Source organism: Mumia sp. zg.B21 (assembly GCF_019550855.1).
Taxonomy (GTDB): Bacteria; Actinomycetota; Actinomycetes; order Propionibacteriales; family Nocardioidaceae; genus Mumia.
This window is the reverse complement of record NZ_JAHWCJ010000001.1, coordinates 956,493-969,699: the sequence shown is the minus strand read 5'-3', so window position 1 is coordinate 969,699 and position 13,207 is coordinate 956,493. Positions and strand designations below refer to the sequence as shown.

General features: G+C 67.2%; 21 protein-coding genes and 1 pseudogene. 14 read left to right on the top strand and 8 right to left on the bottom strand.

The window, feature by feature from the left end; all coding sequences use genetic code 11:
• Positions 1-14: 14 nt before the first annotated feature.
• From KV100_RS04785 to bsh, 3 genes are all read left to right on the top strand, one after another.
• The gene (locus KV100_RS04785; protein ID WP_220341739.1) at positions 15-257 is read left to right on the top strand and encodes a hypothetical protein; all 243 of its coding nucleotides are present in this window, start codon (positions 15-17) and stop codon (positions 255-257) included.
• A 30-nt stretch (positions 258-287) separates the two neighbouring features.
• Entirely contained in the window at positions 288-1,106 is an 819-nt protein-coding gene (locus tag KV100_RS04780) for an alpha/beta fold hydrolase (protein WP_220341738.1), read from the top strand.
• Positions 1,107-1,179: 73 nt separating this feature from the next.
• A complete protein-coding gene (gene bsh / locus KV100_RS04775) occupies positions 1,180-2,127 on the top strand; it encodes a choloylglycine hydrolase (protein WP_220341737.1) in 948 nt (315 codons plus the stop codon).
• Between the two features lie 153 nt (positions 2,128-2,280).
• Here the strand turns inward: bsh and KV100_RS04770 are convergent, their stop codons facing one another.
• Positions 2,281-2,973, bottom strand: a complete 693-nt coding sequence (locus KV100_RS04770; protein WP_308291335.1) for an NAD(P)H-dependent oxidoreductase — start codon at positions 2,971-2,973, stop codon at positions 2,281-2,283.
• Positions 2,974-2,992: 19 nt separating this feature from the next.
• Between KV100_RS04770 and KV100_RS20045 the strand changes: the two are divergent.
• Positions 2,993-3,181, top strand: a pseudogene (locus tag KV100_RS20045) (helix-turn-helix domain-containing protein); the annotation flags it as partial.
• Here the strand turns inward: KV100_RS20045 and KV100_RS20040 are convergent.
• Positions 3,182-3,397 carry a hypothetical protein gene (locus tag KV100_RS20040; RefSeq protein ID WP_308289330.1) on the bottom strand — a complete coding sequence of 72 codons (216 nt, stop codon included), beginning with the start codon at positions 3,395-3,397 and terminating at the stop codon, positions 3,182-3,184.
• On the opposite strand from KV100_RS20040, the gene KV100_RS20035 reads away from it, so the two are divergent.
• The 4 genes from KV100_RS20035 (at position 3,323) to KV100_RS20030 (ending at position 6,093) form a co-directional block, all read left to right on the top strand.
• On the top strand, positions 3,323-3,832 hold the full coding sequence (locus KV100_RS20035) for a hypothetical protein (RefSeq protein ID WP_308289329.1): 510 nt from the start codon (positions 3,323-3,325) through the stop codon (positions 3,830-3,832). The two genes, KV100_RS20040 and KV100_RS20035, sit on opposite strands and share 75 nt — an antisense overlap.
• A gap of 192 nt (positions 3,833-4,024) precedes the next feature.
• Positions 4,025-4,753, top strand: a complete 729-nt coding sequence (locus tag KV100_RS04760; RefSeq protein ID WP_220341735.1) for a class I SAM-dependent methyltransferase — start codon at positions 4,025-4,027, stop codon at positions 4,751-4,753.
• Positions 4,754-4,926: 173 nt separating this feature from the next.
• Positions 4,927-5,682, top strand: coding sequence for a class I SAM-dependent methyltransferase (locus tag KV100_RS04755; RefSeq protein WP_220341734.1), 756 nt, complete (start codon positions 4,927-4,929; stop codon positions 5,680-5,682).
• Between the two features lie 9 nt (positions 5,683-5,691).
• A complete protein-coding gene (locus KV100_RS20030; protein WP_308291334.1) occupies positions 5,692-6,093 on the top strand; it encodes a GNAT family N-acetyltransferase in 402 nt (133 codons plus the stop codon).
• 168 nt (positions 6,094-6,261) lie between these two features.
• Here KV100_RS20030 and KV100_RS04745 read toward each other — a convergent pair whose 3' ends face one another.
• Complete coding sequence (locus tag KV100_RS04745) at positions 6,262-6,654, bottom strand: tautomerase family protein (RefSeq protein WP_220341733.1); 393 nt, start codon at positions 6,652-6,654, stop codon at positions 6,262-6,264.
• A 162-nt stretch (positions 6,655-6,816) separates the two neighbouring features.
• On the opposite strand from KV100_RS04745, the gene KV100_RS04740 reads away from it, so the two are divergent.
• A complete protein-coding gene (locus KV100_RS04740) occupies positions 6,817-7,305 on the top strand; it encodes a GNAT family N-acetyltransferase (protein ID WP_220341732.1) in 489 nt (162 codons plus the stop codon).
• Positions 7,306-7,309: 4 nt separating this feature from the next.
• Here the strand turns inward: KV100_RS04740 and KV100_RS04735 are convergent, their stop codons facing one another.
• Positions 7,310-8,020 carry an SDR family NAD(P)-dependent oxidoreductase gene (locus tag KV100_RS04735; protein WP_220341731.1) on the bottom strand — a complete coding sequence of 237 codons (711 nt, stop codon included), beginning with the start codon at positions 8,018-8,020 and terminating at the stop codon, positions 7,310-7,312.
• Between the two features lie 51 nt (positions 8,021-8,071).
• On the opposite strand from KV100_RS04735, the gene KV100_RS04730 reads away from it, so the two are divergent.
• Complete coding sequence (locus tag KV100_RS04730) at positions 8,072-8,554, top strand: GNAT family N-acetyltransferase (protein ID WP_220341730.1); 483 nt, start codon at positions 8,072-8,074, stop codon at positions 8,552-8,554.
• Between the two features lie 13 nt (positions 8,555-8,567).
• Here KV100_RS04730 and KV100_RS04725 read toward each other — a convergent pair whose 3' ends face one another.
• From KV100_RS04725 to KV100_RS04710, 4 genes are all read right to left on the bottom strand, one after another.
• Positions 8,568-9,092, bottom strand: coding sequence for a putative immunity protein (locus KV100_RS04725; RefSeq protein ID WP_220341729.1), 525 nt, complete (start codon positions 9,090-9,092; stop codon positions 8,568-8,570).
• 205 nt (positions 9,093-9,297) lie between these two features.
• Positions 9,298-9,924, bottom strand: a complete 627-nt coding sequence (locus KV100_RS04720; RefSeq protein ID WP_220341728.1) for a hypothetical protein — start codon at positions 9,922-9,924, stop codon at positions 9,298-9,300.
• Between the two features lie 45 nt (positions 9,925-9,969).
• Entirely contained in the window at positions 9,970-10,431 is a 462-nt protein-coding gene (locus KV100_RS04715) for a VOC family protein (RefSeq protein WP_220341727.1), read from the bottom strand.
• Positions 10,432-10,492: 61 nt separating this feature from the next.
• A complete protein-coding gene (locus KV100_RS04710; protein WP_220341726.1) occupies positions 10,493-11,134 on the bottom strand; it encodes a hypothetical protein in 642 nt (213 codons plus the stop codon).
• A 90-nt stretch (positions 11,135-11,224) separates the two neighbouring features.
• Between KV100_RS04710 and KV100_RS04705 the strand changes: the two genes are divergently transcribed.
• Genes KV100_RS04705 through KV100_RS04690 form a run of 4 tightly spaced genes read left to right on the top strand, consistent with a single transcriptional unit; the run spans position 11,225 to position 13,182 of the window.
• A complete protein-coding gene (locus tag KV100_RS04705; RefSeq protein WP_220341725.1) occupies positions 11,225-11,713 on the top strand; it encodes a DUF2975 domain-containing protein in 489 nt (162 codons plus the stop codon).
• A complete protein-coding gene (locus KV100_RS04700) occupies positions 11,713-11,973 on the top strand; it encodes a helix-turn-helix transcriptional regulator (RefSeq protein WP_220341724.1) in 261 nt (86 codons plus the stop codon). Before KV100_RS04705 ends, KV100_RS04700 begins: the two co-directional genes overlap by 1 nt.
• Positions 11,974-11,988: 15 nt before the next feature.
• On the top strand, positions 11,989-12,744 hold the full coding sequence (locus KV100_RS04695) for an SDR family NAD(P)-dependent oxidoreductase (RefSeq protein WP_220341723.1): 756 nt from the start codon (positions 11,989-11,991) through the stop codon (positions 12,742-12,744).
• Positions 12,745-12,771: 27 nt separating this feature from the next.
• Positions 12,772-13,182, top strand: coding sequence for a VOC family protein (locus KV100_RS04690; RefSeq protein ID WP_220341722.1), 411 nt, complete (start codon positions 12,772-12,774; stop codon positions 13,180-13,182).
• The last annotated feature ends 25 nt before the right edge of the window (positions 13,183-13,207 follow it).

The window sequence follows — 13,207 nt, the reverse complement described above, 5'->3', positions numbered from 1 at the left end:
CTACGGTCGCTGGCATGACGCCCGTCGAGAGTGCGGTCATCGTGACCGTTCTCTATCCGTTCGTGCCACCGCGGGACCTCGACGTCGTCCCGCACCTCACCGTGGGGGACTGCGCCGACGAACCGCAGCTGGTCGAGGCGGAGCGCCACATCGTGCCGCGCCTTCCGGTCGAGGCGCCAGTCACCTCGGCATCCCTCTGGTGCGGATCTCCCGTCCCCGGATCGTGGCGCCAGATGACGGCCTTGCCCCTTGGATGACGGTGGCCGGGGGACTGGTAGACAAGCGGCATGAGGCCCGATGACCTTCCCGCACTGCACCACACCGAGCACGGTCCGGCTGACGGGACACCCGTTCTCGCGATCCACGGCTGGACGCCCGACCATCGCCTCATGACGGGGTGCTGCGAGCCGGTATTCGCCGCCCGCCCGCGGCCTTACCGACGGCTCTACCCGGACCTTCCTGGGATGGGCCGGTCGTCGGGCGCGGGGGTCGCGAGCTCCGACGACGTTCTGAGCTGCGTCGAGGCGTACGTCGATGAGCAGCTCGGTGACAGCCCGTTCCTCCTGGTGGGGGAGTCGTACGGCGGCTATCTCGCCCGCGCGCTGACGGCGCGTCGAGCGGGACAGGTCCGCGGGCTCGCGCTGATCTGCCCGGTCGGGCGGGCGGTCGAGCAGGCAGATCGCACCGTGCCGCGGCACCAGGTCCTGGTGAAGGAGATCGAGGTGGAGCCCGGCTCCGAGTTCGCCGAGATCGCCGTGGTGCAGACCGCTGACACCTTCGAGCGCACGGAGCGCGAGGTCGTGGTCGGTGTGGAGCTGGCCGACGCGGAGGCGTTGGCAAGGATCCGCCGGCGTTGGGTGCTCAAGGACGACCCCGAGGGCGGACCAGCGTACGAGGGCCCGACGCTCATCGTCACGGGGCGTCAGGACTCGTCCACGGGGTACGTCGATTCGTGGGCTCTGCTGGAGCACTACCCCCGCGCCACATTCGCGGTGCTGGACACGGCCGGACACAACGCGCAGATCGAGCGACCGGAGCTGTTCGGGAGTCTCATGAACGATTGGCTCGACCGCGTGGACCACGTCGGCGCCTCGTCCAGCGCGTGATCGAGGTGCCGATCACGGTGCCTCGGGCGATGATCGGAGAGCGGATCTCCCGCCCACAGCAAGGGGTATCGACGTGTGCACAGGCATCAGGTTCTCGGACGGCAGCAACAATCTCTATCTCGCACGCAATCTCGACTGGACGAGCGGTTATGGGGAGCGGGTGGTTGTGACGCCCACCGGGTACGCCACCCATTCGCCGTTCGGCGCGGTGCCGAATATCCGGCACGCCGTCATCGGCATGGGGATCGTGGAGGAGGACACCCCGCTCTACTTCGACTGCGGCAACGATGCGGGCCTGGCAGTTGCGGGCCTCAACTTCCCGGGGTATGCGAGCTATGCAGACGAGCCAGCCGAGGGCGCGACCAACGTCGCCGCGTTCGAGTTCCCTCTGTGGGTGGCTTCCCAGTTCGCCAGCGTCGACGAGGTGGAGGCGGCACTCGGTGACGTCGTCATCGTCGACAAGCCGATCAACGAGAAGTATCCAAGCTCGATGCTGCACTGGATCATCGGTGACGCCTCCCGCGCCATCGTGGTGGAGAGCACGAGCGACGGCCTGCACGTCTTCGACGACGACGTCGACGTCCTGACGAACCAGCCCGGCTTCGCCTGGCACCACGAAAACCTGCGCAACTACCTCAACGTCTCGCCCGCCTTTCCCAAGGAGATGCCCCTCAGGCGGGCACATCTTGCCCCGTTCGGCTCGGGGTCGCACATGCGCGGGATCCCCGGTGACTACTACTCGCCGTCCAGGTTCGTGCGCGCGGCCTACGTCAACGCGTACTACCCGGACAAGGGGAGCGAGGAGGAGAACGTCAGCCGCGCGTTCCACACTCTGCAGCAGGTCGCGATGGTCGACGGCTGCGCGGCCATGGAGTCGGGCGAGTTCGAGAAGACGATCTACACCGGCCTCTTCTCGTCAGCGACGACGACCTACTACTGGAACACGTACGAGGACCCGGCGATCCACAGCGTCGCGATGGCCGACCAGCAGCCCGGGGGAGAGAAGCTCGTCGTCGTCTAGGACGCCGCGGTCGCCGCCTCGCGTCGGTCTCAGGTGCTCCAATCCACCGGCCCATGGGTGCCTATCGGTGGGCCGGGCGAGTCCCATGCAGCCGGGCGCGATCCGGCTCACCTGCAGGCTCGAGGAGCCGAGACTGGTGTAGTCCATCAGCCTTCACGCCCCACCTGGGTACGGGGCGGCGGTGCGGGCGGCGCGCAATGCCTGCGCCCACCACGAAAGCTGTTCGAGAAGCGTCTTGGCGAAGACGGCTGCCGCGGCGTCGAGCGGGGCCCCATCCCGCCAGGTGGTGAAGTAGTTGGGGAAGGCAAGTCCGTCGCGGATGGTCACCGCGTGCAGCTCGGTGAGCACGTTCTCCAGGTGAAGCACCGCGTGCCGGCCACCGGCCGCACCGCCGTAGCTGACGAAGGCCACCGGTTTGGCGGTCCACTGGGTGAAGTGCCAGTCGATCAGTGCCTTCAACGACGCCGGGTAGCTGTGGTTGTACTCGGGAGTGACGATGATGAAGGCGTCAGCCTCCGACAGCTTTCTGGTGAGGTCCTTCATACCTTCTGGACGTGGATAGTCGTCTCCCGCGAACTTGGGTGGAGTGGCGGGCAGCGCCAGTGGAATGTCTACCCCCGCGAGATCGACGAGGTCGACGTCGAAACCGCCATGTGCCTGAGTCTGCTCCGCTACCCACGACGCGACGACCGGCCCGAACCGGCCCTCACGTACGCTGCCGACGATGATCACGAGTCTGCTGTTATCGCTCATACCGTCGACCATGTGACGCTCGCGGCCGAGCAACCAGACCGGGTGCAGGCTGGCCCGCGCAGGGTCACCTTGAACTCCGCCGGCCAGGCGCACCGGACCTTAGGCTGACTGCATGGGTACGCCGCTAGGGGACTTCATCCGGGCCAAGCGCGACAGCATCCAACCAGAGGCCCTCGGCCTTCCATCACACCAACGACGACGTGCTCCCGGGTTACGACGTTCGGAGTTGGCCTCGCGGGCCGGGGTGAGCGTCGAGTACCTCACCAGAATCGAACAGGGCCGCGACCGCAATCCGTCGCCCTCAGTCGTCAACGCCCTCGCCGACGCGCTCGACCTCGACACCGCCGAACGCACTCATCTGGGCTACCTCGCCAAGATCTCCGGTGAGGCGTGCGCCGGGCACGTCAGGGCGACGCCACCCGAGCGCACCGTCCGGCCAGCCGTGCGCCAGGTACTCAGCCTCCTGGAGCCGGGCGTCGCCTTCGTCACGAACAGGCTCGGTGACGTGCTTGCGCACACCGACAGCTTCGCCACGGTGATGCGCGACACCGGCCTCCTGGACGCCGAGGAACCGAACCTCACCAGGTATGTCTTCACCCATCCTCACGCCCGAACCACCTTCGTGGACTGGGACCAGATCGCCGACGAACAGGTCTTCAACTTGTGGCTCGGGCCCTCGAACGACGCGTTCGAATGGTTCACGGCAGACTTCGCTTCGATCGCCGGAGCCGAGTTCACGCGGCGACTGCACCGCCACATTCCTCCTGCCCAAGTCCCGCTGAGGATGACTCACCCCCGCGGGCACCAACTGCGATGGGACCGGGAGCTCCTTGAGCTTCCTGCCTCGGACGCCCAGCAACTGATCCTTCTCCTGCCCGCTGACGACGCGACCGCGACGGTGCTCAACCACCTGCGCGAGCACTCAGACCGAACCGCCCTCCGCGCGCTCTGACATCGGCATCTCCCGTACTTGGGAGGCTCGTCGTCGTCTGATGCGGCGGACGCCGCCTCACGTCGGTTCCAGCCTTGGGCCGCACGTGGGAGACGTTCCGGATGGGGTGCTCCATTCCACCAGTTTCAGAAGCCGGTTGGCCGCGCGGGCGTCGACACCCGCCGCCCCTCTCAACTGGCAGAGTGGCGTGACATGACCTCCGAAACGCGGATCCCTGAGCAGCGGCCGGACCACTATGACGCCTTCGCTGCCGCGTACGCGAGGGCGAACGAGAACGGTCTGTTCAACAGGTGGTACGCACGACCCGGGGTGCTGGACCTGCTCGGGAACGTTGCCGGGCGTCGGATCCTGGACGCTGGCTGTGGATCCGGGCCGCTCCTCCGCGATCTGAGGGAGCGAGGCGCGAGTGTGGCCGGATTCGACGCGAGCCCCGCGATGATCCAGCTAGCCCGGGAGCGGCTCGGAGGCGAAGCCGACTTGCAGTTGGCCGATCTGACGCAGCCGCTTCCGTACGACGATGCGGCGTTCGATGACGTGCTGGCCGTCCTCGTGCTGCACTACCTCGAGGACTGGTCGCGGCCGCTGGTGGAGTTGCGCCGGGTGCTGAAGCCCGGTGGCCGGCTGATCGTGGTGGTCAATCACCCGGCCATCCCGCCGGTGATGTACCCCGAGGTGAATTACTTCGAGACTGTGCCAAACGAGGAGGCGTACGACTTCGACGGTGTCACCGCGACACTGACGATCTGGTACCGCTCCCTGAGCGCAATGTCGGAGTCGTTCACCGCGGCGGGGTTTCGCATCTCGGCGATCAGCGAGCCGCCGGTGTCGCCCGATACGCCACCGGAGCTGCTTCCGACGAGCGAGCCCGACCCCAGCCGCTTCATCGGGTTCATCTTCTTCGGCTTGGAGGCCGTCTCCTAGGTTCGTCGGGAAGTTTTCGCAAACGGTTGCGTCGACGTTTTCGCAGGTCAGACGGCCAGGTGGGAGGAGGTGAGGATAGGGGAGCGGGCTGCGAAAACCATTGGTGCCCGGCTTGCCCCGCTGATGGACTGACGTCCCGGCGTGAGTCTGCCGCGTGACGGAGGTTGTGGGTTGTGACGGATTATGACGTGCTTGCCGAGGTGTACGAATGGCTCATCTCGGATGCAAAGTTGCCTCCCGCCGAGTTCGCTGCGTCATTCGATGACGTCCTCAGTCTCCTGCCGTCGAACGCTCACGTCCTCGACTGTTCGTGCGGAACCGGACAGTTGGCGGTTGGCCTCGCCGGTCGTGGCATGCAGGTTGTCGCAACTGACGCCAGCGAAGCGATGGTTCGTCGGACTGCAGAGTTGTCTGAGGAGTTCGGGGCATCCGTACGGGCCATGCGGGCGACCTGGGAAGAGTTGCCCGACCATTTTGAGGACGGCACGTTCGACATGGTGTTCTGCGTTGGCAACTCGCTGCATCATGCCGCGGGAGCGCCAGGCAGGGTTGCTGCTCTGGAGTCGATGTCACGGCTTCTGCGCCCTGGCGGGCGCCTGGTGCTCACATCCCGCGCTTGGGAGCTCGTGCGGTCCAGGGGTTCCCGGCTGGACATCAGTGACCGACTCGTCCGCCGGAACGGTCGCGATGCCGTCGTGGTCTACCGCTGGGAGATTGCGCCGCATTGGGAGGAGGAGCACCACATCGAGATTGCGATCGCGCAGTTTGATGCGACCGGGCGGGTTCTTGTTCGCTCGGAACTGCTGTCCTGCTGGCCCTACCGGCACGAGGAACTGGAACTCGAGCTGCACCGGGTCGGACTCCGGACGGACGTGAGCACCTTCGAACGTGAGGCCGAGAACTACATGGTGGTCGCGAGCAAGATGTAGAGACCCCTCATGCAGTACGCAGGGCGGTACTGGAAACCCTGCGTATCAAGTCTGTGCGAAATCGAAGCGCACCTGGACATGCACGAGGCCTCGTTCCCTCCGGTTCAGGTTGCATGCCGAAGCGATACGGTCGCTCAGGTGAGAGTTTCGATCCGGAACGCGACGCGTGTGGATGTGCCGTCTGTGATGGCTCTCTGGGAGGAGGCCGCGGAGAACGATGCACGTCCGGCTGATTCCGCGCGTTCCGTCGAGACGCTTCTGGCGCGTGACTCGCAGGCGTTGTTCATCGCGGAGATGGATGGTCGCATCGTCGGGAGCGTCATCGCTGGTTGGGACGGCTGGCGTGCTCATCTCTACCGACTCGCGGTTCACCCTGACGCACGTCGCGAGGTGTCGGTGGGCAGCTGCTAGTTGCTGCTACCGAACGGCTGACCGACCTGGGCGCCACCCGCCTGGACGCGATGGTGTTGGAAAGCAATGACCTTGGTCAGTCGATATGGCGCTCCGAAGGATTTGCCTCCCAGAAGGAGTGGCGACGCTGGGTCCGGCCGATTCAGGCTGACTCGAGTGTTCGGGACCTCACACCTCAACCGTGAAGCCAAGATCGTGATCGCATGCTGCCTGCCCGTCCCAAGCCCAGTTCTCGATCGGTGACTCTCGCAGCAGAATGCTGACGTTGTGCGGCGGTACACCGAGCGCGCCGAGCCGGTGGGTTGCCTCCCGATAGAGGGCACGCTTAGCGTCCAATGAGCGCCCAGAGAAGCAATCGATCGTGACTCGCGTGTAGCTATCGGCCACCCCGGGCTCGGTGCCGTGAACCATCTGATGTGGTCGGTAGGTGAGCACCCGAACGTTCCGGTCCTCGACAGGGATCTTGAATGCAGCCACGAGGGCGTTATGCACTGCGTCCATCAACGCCACCTCCTGAGCATCCGTGTACTCACGTCTGACTTCGATCAACGAGCTCGGCATGCGTTCGATCCAAGCACAGTGGAAGTCGTAGGGATCCCGGCGCGGGCAGTGGAGCGGTTGGCTGACGGATTGCAGATTGACATAATGTCGCTTATCGGCGCACTGTCGGGAGTGCGTGGTTAGGCGCGAGAGCGGGGTTCGCTGCATCGTAGGGTTGCCCGCATGCTCACCATCGTCCCGTACGCGGAGGCGCACCGCGAGGCGCTTCTCGACCTGGCTATCCGGGCTTGGGAGCCTGTCTTTCCGCTGATGCAGTCGGCCGTCTCTCCGTTCGTCTACGACGCGTTCTATCCGGACGGCTGGCGCGCCCGCCAGTACGCAGACCTCGAGGAAGTGCTGGCCCACGAGTCGGAGAGCGTCGACGTCGCGCTCGACGGATCCGATCCAGTCGGGTGGGTCTGCACGAAGATGCACCCCGAGGACAGCATGAGCGAGCTCTACGTCATCGCCGTCGATCCATCTCGTCAGCGTGAAGGCATCGCGCGGGCGCTCATGGATCGGTCGTTTGAGCGGGGGCGCGAGGCCGGGATGCTGATGGTGATGGTGGAGACCGGCGATGATCCCGGCCACGCCCCTGCACGGGCCGCCTACGAGACTGCGGGTTTCGAGCGCTGGCCGGTAGCCCGGTACTTCAAAGACCTGTCGAGCTGACCGTCTAAGCGGTGACGATCAGGTCGACGACCTCGCCTGGACTGCCGTCGGTCAGGAGTGAGACGACGACGCCGGCAACATCCGCCGGCGGGATGAGCGGTCCGACGTCATGCTGCTGCTCGGGCGACAGCGCAGCCCACTCACGGTGAGCGCGCTCGAGGCCGATCCACCCCGGGACGACCGCCATGACGCGCACGTCGGTGCGCGCGGAGAGGCTGGTGGTGAATCGTCGGATGCCGGCCTTCGCCGCGGCGTACTCAGGTGACCCGTAGGCGTCGTCACCGATCCCTCCGCTGGAGCCGATCGTGACCACCGCGCCACCGCCCGTCGCGAGCCTGGCCCACAACCGTTGCGTGAGCAGCATAGGGGCGAGGAGGTTCAGGGTGATCGCCGACAGCCACGCGTCCGGGTCCGCGTCGGGATATTGATCGCCCGGAAGCCAGCCGCCCGCGTTGTTCACCAGCCCGCCCAGGTCTGATCGCCCGGTCAGCTCGTCAGCCGCCGCGTGGATGCCGTCCAGCGTGGACAGGTCGGCCACGACCGCCGACACCGTCGCTCGACTCCCCTGCCCGCCGAGCTCATCGACCGCAGCATCCAGGCCGTCGGAGTCCCGATCGAGAAGGATGACCGGACGGCCCCGGGTGAGCAGCTCGACCGCGATGTGCCGGCCCAAGCCCGACGCGGCACCGGTGACCGCGACAGCACGTCCGTCCATGTCGATGATCCTGCCTGCTACTACTGACATCCAGCGCCTAGGCTGCCGTGCGTGGAGACACGCTATCGGGTGCGCCCAGCAGTGAGCGACGACGATCTCTCGAGCGTGCTCGGAGTCCTCGCAGAGAACGAGGCACTGGCTCCGGTGCCGGCGCCTCCATCCGCGGCGCCCGAGGCATCACCTCGCCAGAGCACGACGTGGGCCCGTATTCAGCGCACGTCGGACGTGACGGTCTACCTCGCGGAGTGCCACAGTGGCGCCGTCGGAACCGCGTGCCTGTCTCTGCTGCCCAACCTCACCTATGACTGCCGGCCCACCGCCTTCATCGAGGCGGTGGTCGTGACGTACGCGCACAGGCGTCGAGGAGTGGCGAGTCTCCTTCTGCAGACCCTGTTGCGGGACGCTGGAGCCGCCGGGGCCTACAAGGTGCAGCTGCTCACCCACAAACGGCATGCCTCCGACGGCGCCCACGACCTGTATCGCAGTCTTGGCTTCCAGGCCGAGGCCGAGGGCTTCCGGTTGTATCTCGAGTGACGGCCAGTCGGCCTCAGACAGGGGGGACTGAGTCGAACACCGACCAGCAGATCTGATTGCGGAGCCGCTGATCATCAAGGACGAGGTCACGGATCGCCTCGGGAAGCTGTTCGCGCTGCCACCGGCACTCCATCCGTCCGGCGTCCTGGGCGGCGGCGGGCGCGGCAGCGCGCGCCGCCTTGATCGCGTACGCCGCAGCGCCGAGCTCGTGGGCGGCGACGTGCGCAGTCACCGCCGCCTGACCCGCGGCAAAGGCGGCGTGTCGTGCCGCACCACGCAGGTCTCGTGCCGCCGCCATGGCGTGCCCGCCCGCGGCGCGGGACTCGGACATGCGGATCTCGCCTCTCCCCCACGCTCGTACCTGCTCGATCGCGAAGCGCGGCCGCGGGTCCCCAGGCTGGACCGACTCGAAGAGGTGGAGCACGTGCTCCGCGCACGCAGCGGCCCAGAGCGCCAGGAGCCGGTGATCGGAGTCGGTCAGCGTCCCTCCCCGGCGGGTCGTGATGAACCGGTCGTCACGCACCTTCGGCAAGATCACAGCCTGCGCCCCTCCCGCCCGTGGCCTGAACAGCAGAAGAGAGCACCCACCGGTGCCCTCATGTTCGATCTATAACGGACGTGGAGGCTTGCCGCAAGACCCCGCAGGTCTCAGAATCGTCGGCGTGACCGACCTGTCCCTAGTCTTATGGTTCCGGTCAAATGGCGAGGAAAACATCCAGACCTGCACGATCCCGCGATGACGATCACACCCGTTCGCAGAACCGAGGCGCCTCGCGTTCGCAGAAGTGCATGCCGAGGCCGTTGAAGGTCCGGTGCAAGCGACCCGCGCTGGTGTAGTGGACGTGGTAGCCGAGGGCCTGGACGCTCTCAGCAGCAGGCTTGCGCAGCTCCACGATCAGATTGGGAGACGACCCGTCCGACACGCACTCGTGCGTCAAGGTCCGTGTCACGGATCTGCCCTCGAGCGCTTCGGCGAACGTGGAGCGCTCGTTCTCGATCCCCGAGGTCGTCGCCTCTCCGATCACGACCGAATCCACGAGACCGAAGTCGGTCACTCTGAACCCGTTGAGCGGACGATAGGGAACGACGGACACGAGCTCGACCGAGCCTTCGTCGTCCAAGCAGACCGGTCCGAGATCCATCGTCAATGTCGCCGGGCCGGCCACGGGGCTCGATAGCGCGACGCCTGCGGTGCTCTCGTCGAACCCGTGATCCTCGATCCGCGGCCCGGCGTTGACCCACGTGTGAACGCCGACGCCGATCGCGGCGAACCCCGCCGCCGCTGACAGACCGAGCACTGCGATCTGCCGGGAGAGGTGGCGCCGCCTCGACGGAAGGCGATCAGGTCCGGCGTCACTCTCGGCGGGCATTCGCGGAGGGTAGCAGCGCGCACGGACGCCGCGCCGACGAACGTGTCAGTCCAGGCAGAACTCGTTGCCCTCGGGATCGGTCATCACGATGTGTCCCGCGCCCATCGGCGGTGAGGGCTCGTAGCGACCCACCCTCGTCGCCCCGAGCGACACCAGGCGCTCGCACTCCGCCTCCAACGCCTCCATGCGCTCGACTCCCTGGAGGCCAGGCGCAGCGCGCACGTCGAGGTGGACGCGATTTTTGGCGACCTTGTCCTCCGGCACCTGCTGGAAGAAGATGCGTGGGCCCTTGCCCTCCGGGTCTTCGATGGCCGATCGTGAGTTGAACTGCTCCCGCGGCATGCCCAGCCGCTCGAGGAACTCGTCCCAGGCAGCGAGCGGGTCGTCTCCCTCGGAGAGCTCGACCCCCGGCGGGCCTGGGTGCACGTATCCCAGCGCGTCGCGCCAGAACGTCGACAGTGCTCGGGGGTCGCGGGCGTCGAAGGTGACCTGGATCTGGCGGCTCATGGCGTTGGCTCCGTTCGTCTCCGTCTCCTTGCCGACACCCTCCCACCGAACGCCGACAGAATCATCCCCAGACGTCGCCCCGAGCGCTGTCAGCCAGCACGATCGTGGTCACGACGTCCGTCACCGCCGGCGCCGCAGGCGTGGACCCGAAGCCGAACCGCACCGGAGGATCCACCGCCCCCATGGGTCCGAGGTCCTCGCCCGCCCAGGAGGTGCGTACGGCGTCGAGACGGTGCACGTCCGTCGCGCCGTAGTACTCCCGTCTGCCCGACCCCGCGCTCCCCCGCGTCCGTACGCCCTGCAGAAGGAGCCGCGCGACCGGATCCGTAACCCTTGTCGCGCTCACCGAGGTGGCCACCCGAGGCGGGACCAGCCGCAGCAGGCGGCCGAGCGTGGTCCGGCCTCCGATGGTGAGCTCCGCGACGAGCGGGCCGGCAGAGATCCGCCACCGATGTCCACCCGGTGGCGCGTCGGCGACGACCACGGGGACGACCTCGACCCTGTCGAACTGGTAGGTGGAGGCGACCAGCCGCGCGATCTCCTCCGACGGCGCGAGCAGAGACCGCTCCCCGCTGGGACGTTCGAGCATCACGTCCGCGAAGGATCCGTACGGCGAGACATCCCATCGCCCGACGACGAACCGCGTCCCCGAAGCCGTGCCCCAACCGGCGATACGACCGGCGAACCGCAGCGTGGTGCCCACTCAGGAAACCCTAGGCCGAGGACGAGGCGCTCTTGCCGAGGCTATCGAATAACGATAGGTTAGCATCGTCTTTCGATAGAGGAGAAGCCGATGGGACAGTTCGCCGTTCTCGCGTTGCGGATCGTCATCGTGATCGGGCTGGTCGGCTCGGTCTTCATCCAAGCGGTGATGGTGCCGCTGCTCGCCGCAGATCTCGACGACGCTCCGACCGCGGTGCGCGTCCCGTTCGTCCTCATCGTGCTGCTGGGCGTCACCACTGCGCAGGTCACGATGCTCTGTGTGTGGCGCCTGCTGACGATGGTGCGTCGCGGCACCGTCTTCTCGCACTCGGCGTTCCGCTATGTCGACGTCGTGATCGGTGCGATCGCCGTCGCGTCGGCTCTGACCTATGCCCTAGGAGTCGTGCTCGCCCCCGGAGAAGCAGTCGCCCCCGGCGTCGTCCTGCTGATCGGCGGGCTCGGGACGATGATCGCGGGAGTCGCTCTCCTGGTCCTCGTGCTGCGCATGCTTCTGGCGCAGGCGGTCGCGCGCGACACCGAGGCGCAGCATCTCCGTGCCGAGCTGGACGAGGTGATCTGATGCCGATCGTCGTCGACATCGACGTGATGCTGGCCAAGCGCAAGATGTCCGTGGGCGGCCTGGCAGAGAGGGTCGGCATCTCCCCCGCCAACCTGGCCGTCCTCAAGAACGGGCGCGCCAAAGCCGTACGGTTCACGACGCTCGCGGCCCTCTGCGAGGTGCTCGAGTGCCAGCCCGGCGACCTGCTGCGCTGGGAGCCCGACGATCCGTCCGACGGGCGAGCAGCCCTCGGTGAGGTCCACCCCCTGGCCCACGACTGACGCTAGCCTCCTCCCATGTCAGAGCTCACCGGAAAGCGCGTCCTCGTCACCGGATCCGCCCGCGGCATCGGTCGCGCCATCGCGGCGCTCGCGATCGAGCGCGGGGCACGGGTCGTCATCAGCGACGCGGACGCCGACGCCGCCGAGCAGACTCGCCGTGAGCTGGACGCTGCGGGTACGGCGAGCTGCGACGTCTCCGACGAGGCCGCCGTCGGTGCCGCGATCGCGGAGACCGTCGGCCTGCTGGGCGGGCTCGACGTGCTCGTCAACAACGCCGGCATCGAGGTGTCGAGTCCGCTCGTGACGCAGTCGACGGAGAGCTTCGACAGGATCTTCGCCGTCAACGTACGCGGGCCGTTCGTGGCCACGAAGGCGGCTGTCCCCCACCTCGTCGAGTCGGGCGGCAACATCGTCAACATCGCCTCTGTCGCCGGCCTCGGAGGCAGCCCGCTCCTGGGTTCGTACTGCGCGACCAAGGCGGCGCTCATCCAGCTCACCCGCGTCGCGGCCATCGAGCTCCGCGCCTCGGGGGTCAGAGTGAACGCCGTGTGCCCCGGCTTCGTCGACACGGAGATGGTCGATCGGCTGCGGCCTGACTTCGAGGACGCCACGCAGGTCCCGTTCGCCGACCTCGTCGGGGCGAAACAGGGACGGCTCGGGACGCCGGCCGACGTCGCCGAGGTCACCTGCTTCCTGGCCTCCGACCGCGCCGAGTGGATCACCGGAAGCCACTACGTCCTCGACGGCGGGCTCACGGCGAGCCTCGTGTAAGGCACGATCCCGCTAGCGTGGTGCGGCATGAGCGACTACCCCCAACTCCAGACCTCGGTCCTCGACTCGACGATCCCCCGTGAGCTCGCGGAGTTCTACCGCAACCTCCTGGGTCTCGACTACCGGGCCGGCGACGAGCCCGGTGCCGACGACGACGGTCAGCCGGACTGGCTGGTCCTGGTCGATGAGAGTGGCCACCGTGTGCTCTCCTTCCAGAAGGTCGAGAAGCTCACGCGGACGACCTGGCCCAAGGACGACGTCCCGATGCAGCTGCACCTGGACTTCACAGTCCCGGACGCCTCCGCGCTGCACCGCCACCGAGAGCGTGCCGAGGCGCTCGGCGCGGAGCTGATCCTCGACCGCAGCGACGATCCCGACGAGGCATTGTTCGTGTTCGCCGACCTCTCGGGGCATCCGTTCTGCATCTTCGTCGCCTGACGCTGCTTTGGCGGTGCAGGACAGG

Bases quoted from the DNA above. Each gene is read 5' to 3' on its own strand.
- KV100_RS04785 (WP_220341739.1), top strand. From the start codon at position 15: ATGACGCCCGTCGAGAGTGCGGTCATCGTGACCGTTCTCTATCCGTTC.
- KV100_RS04780 (WP_220341738.1), top strand. From the start codon at position 288: ATGAGGCCCGATGACCTTCCCGCACTGCACCACACCGAGCACGGTCCG.
- KV100_RS04760 (WP_220341735.1), top strand. From the start codon at position 4,025: ATGACCTCCGAAACGCGGATCCCTGAGCAGCGGCCGGACCACTATGAC.
- KV100_RS20030 (WP_308291334.1), top strand. From the start codon at position 5,692: ATGCAGTACGCAGGGCGGTACTGGAAACCCTGCGTATCAAGTCTGTGC.
- KV100_RS04745 (WP_220341733.1), bottom strand. From the start codon at position 6,654: ATGCCGAGCTCGTTGATCGAAGTCAGACGTGAGTACACGGATGCTCAG.
- KV100_RS04740 (WP_220341732.1), top strand. From the start codon at position 6,817: ATGCTCACCATCGTCCCGTACGCGGAGGCGCACCGCGAGGCGCTTCTC.
- KV100_RS04735 (WP_220341731.1), bottom strand. From the start codon at position 8,020: ATGGACGGACGTGCTGTCGCGGTCACCGGTGCCGCGTCGGGCTTGGGC.
- KV100_RS04720 (WP_220341728.1), bottom strand. From the start codon at position 9,924: ATGCCCGCCGAGAGTGACGCCGGACCTGATCGCCTTCCGTCGAGGCGG.
- KV100_RS04715 (WP_220341727.1), bottom strand. From the start codon at position 10,431: ATGAGCCGCCAGATCCAGGTCACCTTCGACGCCCGCGACCCCCGAGCA.
- KV100_RS04705 (WP_220341725.1), top strand. From the start codon at position 11,225: ATGGGACAGTTCGCCGTTCTCGCGTTGCGGATCGTCATCGTGATCGGG.
- KV100_RS04700 (WP_220341724.1), top strand. From the start codon at position 11,713: ATGCCGATCGTCGTCGACATCGACGTGATGCTGGCCAAGCGCAAGATG.
- KV100_RS04695 (WP_220341723.1), top strand. From the start codon at position 11,989: ATGTCAGAGCTCACCGGAAAGCGCGTCCTCGTCACCGGATCCGCCCGC.
- KV100_RS04690 (WP_220341722.1), top strand. From the start codon at position 12,772: ATGAGCGACTACCCCCAACTCCAGACCTCGGTCCTCGACTCGACGATC.